Below are 9777 nucleotides of genomic sequence, written 5' to 3' on the forward strand. Positions count from 1 at the left end.
CTACAGGCGGGAGAGCAGCCAGGGCAAGGCATGGTCCCATGTGTCGATCCGGGCGTGGGCGTGCCCGGCTTCGAACCCGCAAGTGATGTGCGGAGCAAGGCTGGGCTCGCCGCACAAATGCAGCCGGTCGATGTGCGGCACCATATCCGCTGCCGAACCGTGGTGTTGCGCCAGATCGTCAATGAAAACCGCCGTGCTGGGGCTGTATTCTTCCAGGATTGCCGCCAGCGCGGGACCTTTGGGTCCCTGATTGGTAAAGACCCGGGCATCGATCCCGTGATCCAGCAATTGCTGGCGCCGCGGTGAGTTGTGCCGATCGGACAGGTTGGTCAGAATCACCACATCGGCATGTTCTTTTAAAGTGTTCATTGCATGAACCGCCCCGGCAATCGGGGTCTGCCGGTGCATTTGCGTGTCAAAGAACAGACCCAGGTAGCGCCAGATGTCCTCCGGCGGGACCGGCGCGCCGCTAGCCTTGTCGCGAATCGCTGTGCTGAAATCGTTGCCGATCAATTTAAAAGACACTGGCTGGGTTTCATCAAGCCACTGGCCAAAGGGGACCACCATGTGCAGCAGCACTTCGTCGCAATCGCTGATGATCAACGGCCGCGCCATTACCTACAACCTTTCCCGAGCGGCCATCAGCACGCCAGGTGCGACGCCCAGTCCATCGGCAGCATCCACCAAGTCCCGTTCGTGGCTGGCTAGAAAGTCCAGCACTGCGCCCAGCACACTTGGATCGCCCAGCCCGCTGCGCAGATCGTCCGGCGTCATCCCGGTCAGCGCCAGCAGCCGCTCCGCCCGGCTCTCATCCGCCAGCACCCAGCTAAGCGCACCAAGCGCCAAAGCGGCAGGATCGGGAGCGGGGGATGGGGAATCGCGCAACACTAGTCAGAACCTCGGGCGATGGGCTAGGGCTGCGCTCATGGCAAAGCGCATCCTTGTTGTCGAGGACAACGACCTCAACCGCAAGCTGTTCTGCGATGTCCTGAAAAGCCAGGGCTATGCGGTGGAACCCTGCGCCGACGGGCTTGAAGCGCTGGAACGCGCGCGCCAGTTCGTCCCCAACCTGATCATCATGGACATCCAGCTGCCCAATATCAGCGGCCTCGACCTGATCGAAGCAGCCAAGGCTGACGCCGTGCTGCGCGCGATCCCGGTGCTGGCCGTCACCGCCTATGCCGGCAAAGGCGACGAGGAACGGATCCGGGATGCCGGCGCCGAAGGCTATCTGGCCAAGCCGGTGTCGATCGGCCCGTTCATGGCCGCGGTGCGGGGGCTGGTCGAGAAAGCTACCTGAACCAACGAAGTTCTTAAGCCCGAGCGCCTAGCTCCGCCGCCAGGACTGCAATGTGTTCGGGGCCGATCCCGCAACATCCGCCGATGATCGTCGCCCCCGCATCAACCCAACACTGCGCCCAGCCGAGATAGCCCGGCGGGTCAAGGTCGCTGCGCAGCGGAGACAGTTCCTCGTTGGCTTTGGTTTCGTCTTTCTGAGGCGGAAAGGCGTTGGCATAAGTGCCGATGGTAAGGTTGGCCCCGGCCTGGTCGCTGGCGCGGCGGGCACGGCGGACCGCACCGGCCATCACTTCAGGCTGGCTGCAGTTGAACAGGATCGCCTCGCCTCTGGCGGCCACGACTGCGCCCACGGCATCCTCGACGCTCTCGCCTGAGCGGAGTGGCACCTGATCAGGATCGCCGCCGCCGTCATCGCGCAGGGTGAAGGAAAACCACCGCGGCCGGGTATCGCCGGCCAGGGCTGCGGCAACCGCCTGCACCTCGGCGGTGGCGGAAAGTGTCTCTGCCAGCCATAGGTCGATGTGCGGCGCCAGCCCGGCTACCAACGGTGCGAGCAGGGCCGCGGCCTGATCCGGATCGAACAGATCGGGACGGTAGGAGCCGAACAGCGGCGGCAAACTGCCCGCCACCCGTGCCGGGTGTCCATCCGCCGCGCTGCGGGCCACCCGTCCGGCCCGCTCGGCCAGCGCCTGACCCTCACGGGCAAAGCGTTCGGCGCCGATATGGAAGGGCACCAAGGCATAGCTGTTAGCGGTAATGACCTGCGCCCCGGCGGCCAGATAGGCTTGGTGGACCTGCCCGACCATCTCGGGCGCCTCGATCAGCGCGAGGGCCGACCACTCGGGCTGGCGGAACGGCGCGCCGCTGCGCTGCAGCTCGCGGCCCATGCCGCCATCCAGTATGGTCACACCGGTCATTGGCCACGCGCCTTCATCGGAAAATGTCGTTGCTGTAGGTGCCCGGTTGCGAAAATCAGCGCAACTGCTTTGCAGGCCGTCTGGACCAATCCGCTTGCCGCTTGACATTTCGGCCGCCGCGCCGCTTTTCCGCCCCATTCATCGGCCAATGCGCCGCAAACCGTTTTCGGAGTAATCACATGGACCGCGCCGCCACAGCCACAAAGATTGCCGCCCTGATCGAGCCCTTCAACAAGAAGGGCGTGGCGATCAGCGACGGATCGACTTTTGCCGGGGATCTGGAATTCGACAGCTTGACGGTGATGGATTTCGTCGCCGCGATTGAGGACGAATTCGACATCATCATTACCATGAACCAGCAAGCCGAGATCGAGACCTACGGTCAGCTGATCGACGCAGTGGTCAGACTGCAGGGCTAAGCGCACGACGGCGCAAAACAAAGAAGAAAGAAACGCAATGAGCGAAGGTATCGACGAAGCCGATCGGCCGCAGGTTCTTGAAGGCCACGGGATCGACCTGTTTGCAAAGTTCGACCCGCTGATTGAACAGCGCCGCGCCCTGTTGGCGACCGGCGTTACCGATCCGTTCAATCTGGTGATGGAACGCGTGATTTCGCCCACCGTCGCGGTATGCAACGGGCGCGAGACCATCCTGCTCGGCACCTACAATTACATGGGCATGACGTTTGATCCCGACGTGATCGATGCGGGCAAACAGGCGCTGGACGATTATGGCAGTGGCACTACCGGAAGCCGCGTGCTCAACGGTACCTATGCGGGACATCGCCTGGTCGAAGAGGCGCTAAAAGAGTTTTACGCCATGGATCACGCCATGGTCTTTTCGACCGGCTATCAAGCCAACCTTGGGATCATCAGCACGATTGCCGGCAAGGGCGATTACATCGTGCTCGATATCGACAGCCACGCCAGTATCTGGGACGGCTGCAAGATGGGCGACGCTGAGGTTGTGCCTTTCAAGCACAACGATATAGAAGCAATGGAAAAGCGCCTGAAACGCATTCCCGAAGGCGCGGGCAAGCTGGTCATCCTGGAAGGCGTCTATTCGATGCTGGGCGATATTGCTCCGCTGAAGGAAATGATCCGCGTCGCAAAGGAAAACGGCGCGATGGTGCTAGTGGACGAGGCGCATTCGATGGGCTTCATCGGACCCAACGGGCGCGGCGTGGCCGAAGATCAGGGTTGCCTTGAAGACGTCGATTTCGTGATTGGCACGTTCAGCAAATCGGTTGGCACGGTCGGCGGGTTCTGTGTTTCTAACCATCCCAAGTTCGAGATCATGCGGCTGGTCTGCCGCCCCTATGTTTTCACCGCCAGCCTTCCACCCAGCGTAGTCCACACCGCCGCGACCAGCATCCGCAAGCTTATGCACGCCGGCAACAAGCGCGCGCACCTGTGGGAGAATTCCAAAGTGCTCCACCAGGGGCTGCGCGAAGCCGGTTTCCAGCTTGGAACGGAAACGCCGCAGTCGGCGATCATCGCGGTGATCATGCCTGATCTGGAACGCGGCGCGATGATGTGGGAAGCGCTGCTGCATGAAGGGCTTTACGTCAATCTGGCCCGCCCGCCCGCGACCCCGGCCAACATGACCCTGCTGCGCTGCTCGTTGTGCGCCGAACATTCCGCCGAACAGGTCCAGACGATCATTGGCATGTTTACCCGCGCCGGCAAGACTGCGGGGATTCTTGTTTAGGTGGCTCTCGGCGGCGGTACTGCTGACCACCGCGGCCGTTCCGGCATCCGCGGCTGACCGGATGAACACCTATCCTCCGCCCGGTATGATTGAGCACAGCTGTCCAGCCAGCCGCGAGGGCCTGTGGGCGCTTGATGAAAGCGTACTCAAATCCGATTGGGCCTGGCTGTGCCGCTACCGCTCTGAGAACGCTGCCATCGATCCTGCTCATCCCCCGCGGGTGGTTTTCATGGGCGATTCGATTACCGAAAACTGGGTCAGCGCCGACCGTGATTTGTTTACCAAGGGCACCCTGGGGCGCGGGATTTCGGGTCAGACAAGCCCTCAGATGCTGGTCCGGTTTTGGCAGGACGTGATCGCGCTCCATCCGCGCGTGGTCCATATTATGGCCGGCACCAACGATATTGCCGGCAACACTGGTCCGACCACGCCGGAGGCCTATCAGAACGCCGTTCGGGCCATGGTCTCGCTGGCCAAGGCCAACCGAATCGCGGTTGTCCTTGCGTCCGTGCCGCCTTCCAACCGTTTCGAATGGAGCCCGGCGCAGAAGCCCGCACCCTGGATTGCAAGGCTGAATGCATGGCTGAAGGGCTTCGCCGCGCTCGAAGGTGTGGTCTTTGCCGATTATCATGCCGCCCTGACTGGCCCGGAAGGCGAACTGCCAGCGCAATACGGGCCCGACGGCGTCCACCCCAATGCAGCAGGCTATGCCGTGATGCGCCCGGTTGCCGAGCGCGCGATCGCCAAAGCGGCACGGCAGGCGCGGCGATGACACATAGCGCATCTTATTGCGCCTAAATGACGCCGCCGACACAACGCTTGAGGCAATGTATCGGCGGCGAGGAAAGGTTTGCGCCGCCCATCGGGTCGCAGTGATGGGCGGCGCTGACTGGTACGCAGAAGCGTCCGGGTCGCTGGGCAGTTCTTGCGCCAGCACCATCAACAACGATAGGGGCGCGACCCGATGATTTCCCGATGATGATATTTGACGCGAGCCGCTCTGCTAGTTCAAAATGTTAGGACTTGGCGCAAAACTGCGAAAAATCATTGCTTTGCCGGATGAGCGCGCCAAAAGCACAAGCTTGAGGCAGGGGAGCGACTTTTTGGGCGCGGACGATTCGAAAAGCGAAGCGCGCGGCGAGCAAATATCCTCTGCGTCGTTGCGCGTTTCGATTAATCTCGCGGATGAGCCGCCGTTCAGGCTAGGCGGGTTGGCAGTCAATCCACCCCTGCGCGCGCTGGACTACGCCGATGGGTCGGCGGAAACACTGGAACCTCGCGTGATGGAAGTGCTGGTCGCGCTCTGCCGTGCAACTGGTTCCGTAATGAGCCGTGATGATCTTACCGCTGCCTGCTGGGGCGGTACTGTAGTGGGCGAAGACGCCATCCAGCGCGTCATCCAGCGTTTGCGCAAGGTTGCTGATCGTGCCGAAAGCTTCGCGATCGAAACCATCACCAAGGCGGGATACAGGTTGGTTGAAAGTGTAACGGCGCAGCATGGCGCGCGGGGTGATGCGCCCAGCCTGGCCGTGCTGCCGTTCGCCAATCGATCCGGACGCGATAAGGACGAAGGTCTGGCCTGGGGATTTGGCGAAGACCTTGTCGATGCACTGTCGCAGGGGGTCAACGTTCGCGTTCTTGCCAGCTCAGCAACAGCAAAATTTCGCGACCGGCCTTTGACCGACTTTCCCGGAGCAGCGCGGCGGCTTGGCGTGCGCTATTTCCTTGAAGGCAATATCCGCCGTACCGGCGAGACTTTTCGCGTCACCGCTCAGCTGATCGAAGCCGGAACCAGTGCGATTGTATGGTCGCAGCGGTTCGAAGGGGAGGCCGCAAATCTTGCTGAATTGCAAGGTGATCTGGTGACAGAAGTGGCCGCTGCGCTTGGAGCGACAATCTATAAGCTCGAGATGGACCGGGCCCTGCGGAAGCCGTCGAACCTGACCGCATGGGAATGCACGGCCAGGGCGCTGGCCGCGATCCGGGAATACGGCGCTGAACCCTTGGCGCGGTCAATTGCGGAATCGTTGAGGGCCATCGAAATCGCACCGGATTACGGTCTGGCGCGGGCGACTTATGCCTTGGCTGTCGCGGGCGCGTACTTGTCCGTAAGTCTGCCTGACCCGGCGACCGAAAACGACATCCAGGTCCACATCGACCGTGCTCTGGTGCTAGACCCTGACAATGCCGGTGTGTTGGCCGCCATTGCATCGGCTAGCGCCTATATCGGCCGGCCGCATGAAGGGCTGCCCCGTGCGCTGCGCGCTATCCGTCTGCGCCCCGGCCACGGACTGGCCCATTATGCGGCCGCAGTCTGTGCACTATTGAGCGGACAGGAACGCGAGGGGATCCGGCACTGCGAAGACTTCCTGAACGCCGAGCCCGAATCGCACCTGCACTACATCACACACGCCTGGCGCGGCATTGCCAACGCACGGCTGCGTGATTATCCCGCCGCCAAAGCCGCCCTTGCCGACAGCCTTGGGCTGTTTCCCGGCAATTTCATCGCGCTGCTGGTACTGACCGGGATTGCCCATGATCAGGGTCAACACAAGGAAGCGGCAGATCGCCTTTCTTTGGCGCGCAAGCTTGAGCCTGACGTCACATTGGCCTTGTCGCATGCCCGCATCGCACGTTTCTTTGCAGGGTCAACGCAGCTCGATGTGATGCAGGCTGCCATTTCGGCCGTCTGGGTTCAAGCCGAAGCCTAGCGAGGGCTTGCCAAAGCACGGCTGCAGGGCGAAGTTGATCAGCGCGCGCAAAGAACAGGGGGTCAATTATGCGATCTATCGCAATGACTGGCGTAATGGCGGCGATCGGAATGTGGGCCGGGACCGCAACCGCGCAGGATAGCCACGATCACACGGTTGCCCCATCCGTTCCTGCCGTGTCTGCTGCAGAGGCGAAAAGCGAGGCGCACAACCACACAGATATGACCGCGCCCAAGACCGCGCAGCTGTTGCCTGGTTACGGCGATGGCGGTTTTGCCGTTTCCGGCGCCAGTCCACAGGCGCAAGCCTACTTTTCCAATGCCTTGGAGCTACACGCTGCTTTCGCCCACCGCGCAGCTGTCAGCGCCGCCAAGGAAGCGGTCCGGCTCGATCCAGCCTGCGCGATGTGCAAATGGGGCGCTGCGCTGATCGACGGTCCGACGATCAATTATGGCAAGGATGCCAAGGAGCGGGTGCCCTTGCTGGCCTTGGCCAGGCAGGCCCGATCCGGCGCCAGAAGCGGCGGCGCCAAGGAGCGCGCGCTGACCGACGCGCTGCTTATACGTTACCAGCCGGGGGATACCGGCAAGGCCGACCGGGGATATGCTGCGGCGATGGCCAAGGTTGCGGGCCAGTTTCCGCAGGACAACGAAATTGCCGTACTGGCTGCGGATGCGGCAATGGTTTCCGCCTTCGTCGAGGGCAAGGATGACTACGATCACGCGGCGCTTTTCCGGGCGATCGCGCTGCTCGAACCGGTGCTGGCCCGCGCGCCCCGGCATACCCCGGCGATCCATTTCTATATCCATGCGACCGAGGTGATCGGCAAGCCTGCCCTGGCCGAAACCTATGCCGATGCGCTGCCTGCGCTGGCGCCGCGGGCCAGCCACCTGGTCCATATGCCCAGCCACACCTGGTACTGGGTGGGTCGCTACCAGGACGCAGCCGATACCAACCGCCGTGCGGTGGAGATCGGCAAGGACAACGCCCGCGCATTGGGGATTGATGACCCCAAAGGCGTCTGGGATTTGCCCTACCATGCGCACAACGTGATCTATGGCTTGGGCGGCGCATTGATGGCGGGCGATTCGCGCACCGCGCTCGATCTTGCCCGGCCGCTGGTGGAACGTTCTGCGGACCAGGACAAGGGCCAGCCGTGGTCACAGCTGCTTGCCGCGTCGGGCTATTTCGCGCTGGCCCGGTTCGATCCCGCTGCGGCGCTGGCGGCGCCCGAACCCAAGCTGGACTATCTGAAGGCCGCGCGGCGCTATGCCCGGGGTGAGGCGCTGGTCTGGCAGGGCGACCTTGCCGGTGCCGGGGCTGAGCGCAACGCCATCCCCGAACAGATCGCCAAAGGGCCGCGCAAGGACTGGCCCCATGACGCGACCGTGGCAGCTGAGGCGATGCTGGGGATCACCCGCGCCGTGCTGGACGGGCGGATCGCCATGGCGCAAGGTCGTTTTGCCGAAGCGGCAACCGCGTTTCGCACCGGGGCGCTGCTGGAGGAGACGAAAGAGTTTTCCGATTTCAGCGATCCGCCCGCGTTCTGGTACCCGGTGCGCCGGGATCTGGCAGCAGCGCTGCTGGCCGCGGGTGACGCAAAGGGCGCCCAGCGAGAGGCGCAGGCATCGCTCGACCTGCGCAAGCTTGATCCGGTAGCGGGGCAGATCCTGGCTGCGGCGCGCTTGGCGCTGGCAAAGGGTCCGGCCGCTGCGCTCAGGTAGCGATTGCGCCCGGCCCCTGCCGCGCCTTGGCCCGCATGAACGCATCGCGCTGGCTCAGCCGTTCAAAATATAGCCGCATTCCGGGGGTTACCTGTTCATCCAGCCCGATGCTCAGCGCCAGCATGACCGCATAGCCGACAGAGATATCGGCCATGGTAAAGCGTCCGGCGCAGGCAAACTCTGGCCCCATCATCCCTTCGGCATTGCGCAGGCGCGATCCGAACCATTCGGCATAGTCCTGCGCCGCGGCGTCAGCCCGGCCCGGTTGGAACCGCGAATAGCGCAGGTAGATGGTCTGCGGGAAAGTCAGCGTTGCCTCGCCCATGTGGAGGAAGTTGAGGTACACGGGATAGGCCGCCTCGTCTGGCGCTACGGCAAGCGCGCTGGGACCATATCGCGTCGCCAGAAAGTGCGGGATTGCCGCGCTTTCGGTCATCAGATGGCCATCAGCGATCAGCGCCGGCACTGTGCCAAGCGGATTGATGTCCTTGAACCCTTCGCTGCGCGCGCGCGGCGGAAACGGCAAAACATCAAGCGTATAGTCCAGTCCCAGTTCCTCCAGCGCCCACAGCGCCCGGAACGATCGCGCATCGCGGCAGTGGTAGAGCGCGATCATGCCGCGGCGGCAATCGGCGGGGGAGCGGCGCACTTGGCGTCGGTCTTGTGGTTGCCGCCGCTTAGCATCACCGCTGCAATGAACCCGCCCACCACGACCAGCACGAACCCGGCGGTGGCAAGCCCCAGATACTTGTCGATGAAGGCCTTTATGGGTGCACCGAACACCCTGAACAGCACGCCGACGATCATAAAGCTGATCGCGCGGCTGACCAGGCTGGCGGCCAGGAATGTGATCAGCGGCATGCCGATGAACCCGGCTGTAATGGTCAGCAATTTGAACGGGATCGGGGTGGCACCCTTGATCATGATGATCTCGGCCCCGTATTCACGCAAATAGCACGCAGCCTTGGGAAAGCTTCCCGTCAGGCCAAGCAGGTGCAGCAGCTGCGCCCCGATCGTGTCGTACAAAAAGTGCCCGATAGCATAGCCCAGCAGCCCGCCCGCTACCGAGGCCAGAGTGGCGATCAAGGCAAAACGCACGGCCTTTCTGGGCTGGGCCAGGCACATCACCCCCAGCACCGGGTGCGGCGGGATGGGAAAGAAGCTCGCCTCTACAAAGGCAAACAGCGCCAGCCACCATTCGGCGCGGGGATCCGATGCCTTGGCCATAGTCCATTCGTAAAGGCGTCGCAGCATTGGTTTTTCCCCGGGAAGTTGGCGGGGCTCTGCTTAGGGGCGGCACGATCCGGCGGCAAGCACCCGGCAACCCATCACCCCAGCCATCGCAGGGATGCACGCTTTGTAACCTATTTGGTTATATTATATTGACATCGTCACGCTGTTTGGGTACATACAGGG

At 62.9% G+C, this 9777-nt stretch carries 11 protein-coding genes; 6 read left to right on the top strand and 5 right to left on the bottom strand.

Annotation, left to right across the window (positions count from 1 at the left end; all coding sequences use genetic code 11):
• Together Q0L62_RS10325 and Q0L62_RS10330 are read right to left on the bottom strand one after the other, a co-directional pair.
• Positions 1 to 615, bottom strand: a complete 615-nt coding sequence (locus Q0L62_RS10325; protein ID WP_296679488.1) for an HAD family hydrolase — start codon at positions 613 to 615, stop codon at positions 1 to 3.
• Positions 616 to 618: 3 nt separating this feature from the next.
• Entirely contained in the window at positions 619 to 888 is a 270-nt protein-coding gene (locus Q0L62_RS10330; protein WP_296679490.1) for a DUF3572 domain-containing protein, read from the bottom strand.
• Positions 889 to 925: 37 nt separating this feature from the next.
• On the opposite strand from Q0L62_RS10330, the gene Q0L62_RS10335 reads away from it, so the two are divergent.
• The gene (locus tag Q0L62_RS10335) at positions 926 to 1300 is read left to right on the top strand and encodes a response regulator (RefSeq protein WP_296679492.1); all 375 of its coding nucleotides are present in this window, start codon (positions 926 to 928) and stop codon (positions 1298 to 1300) included.
• A 13-nt stretch (positions 1301 to 1313) separates the two neighbouring features.
• Here Q0L62_RS10335 and Q0L62_RS10340 read toward each other — a convergent pair whose 3' ends face one another.
• Positions 1314 to 2216, bottom strand: a complete 903-nt coding sequence (locus tag Q0L62_RS10340) for a homocysteine S-methyltransferase family protein (RefSeq protein ID WP_296679493.1) — start codon at positions 2214 to 2216, stop codon at positions 1314 to 1316.
• Between the two features lie 179 nt (positions 2217 to 2395).
• Here Q0L62_RS10340 and Q0L62_RS10345 point away from each other — a divergent pair, with 179 nt between their 5' ends.
• From Q0L62_RS10345 to Q0L62_RS10365, 5 genes are all read left to right on the top strand, one after another.
• The gene (locus tag Q0L62_RS10345) at positions 2396 to 2635 is read left to right on the top strand and encodes an acyl carrier protein (protein WP_296679495.1); all 240 of its coding nucleotides are present in this window, start codon (positions 2396 to 2398) and stop codon (positions 2633 to 2635) included.
• Positions 2636 to 2672: 37 nt separating this feature from the next.
• Positions 2673 to 3926 carry an aminotransferase class I/II-fold pyridoxal phosphate-dependent enzyme gene (locus Q0L62_RS10350; protein WP_296679497.1) on the top strand — a complete coding sequence of 418 codons (1254 nt, stop codon included), beginning with the start codon at positions 2673 to 2675 and terminating at the stop codon, positions 3924 to 3926.
• A complete protein-coding gene (locus tag Q0L62_RS10355) occupies positions 3919 to 4698 on the top strand; it encodes a GDSL-type esterase/lipase family protein (protein ID WP_296679499.1) in 780 nt (259 codons plus the stop codon). The genes Q0L62_RS10350 and Q0L62_RS10355 overlap by 8 nt, the downstream gene beginning before the upstream one ends.
• A 310-nt stretch (positions 4699 to 5008) precedes the next feature.
• Positions 5009 to 6637, top strand: a complete 1629-nt coding sequence (locus Q0L62_RS10360; protein ID WP_296679501.1) for a winged helix-turn-helix domain-containing protein — start codon at positions 5009 to 5011, stop codon at positions 6635 to 6637.
• A gap of 68 nt (positions 6638 to 6705) precedes the next feature.
• Positions 6706 to 8361: a hypothetical protein gene (locus tag Q0L62_RS10365; protein ID WP_296679503.1), complete on the top strand. Its 1656-nt coding sequence runs from the start codon at positions 6706 to 6708 to the stop codon at positions 8359 to 8361.
• Here the strand turns inward: Q0L62_RS10365 and Q0L62_RS10370 are convergent.
• Positions 8354 to 9010, bottom strand: a complete 657-nt coding sequence (locus tag Q0L62_RS10370; RefSeq protein WP_296679505.1) for a glutathione S-transferase family protein — start codon at positions 9008 to 9010, stop codon at positions 8354 to 8356. The two genes, Q0L62_RS10365 and Q0L62_RS10370, sit on opposite strands and share 8 nt — an antisense overlap.
• Entirely contained in the window at positions 8974 to 9615 is a 642-nt protein-coding gene (locus tag Q0L62_RS10375) for a YqaA family protein (RefSeq protein ID WP_296679507.1), read from the bottom strand. Before Q0L62_RS10375 ends, Q0L62_RS10370 begins: the two co-directional genes overlap by 37 nt.
• Positions 9616 to 9777 lie beyond the last annotated feature (162 nt).

The sequence above is a fragment of the Novosphingobium sp. genome, from assembly GCF_024642085.1.
GTDB lineage: Bacteria > Pseudomonadota > Alphaproteobacteria > Sphingomonadales > Sphingomonadaceae > Novosphingobium.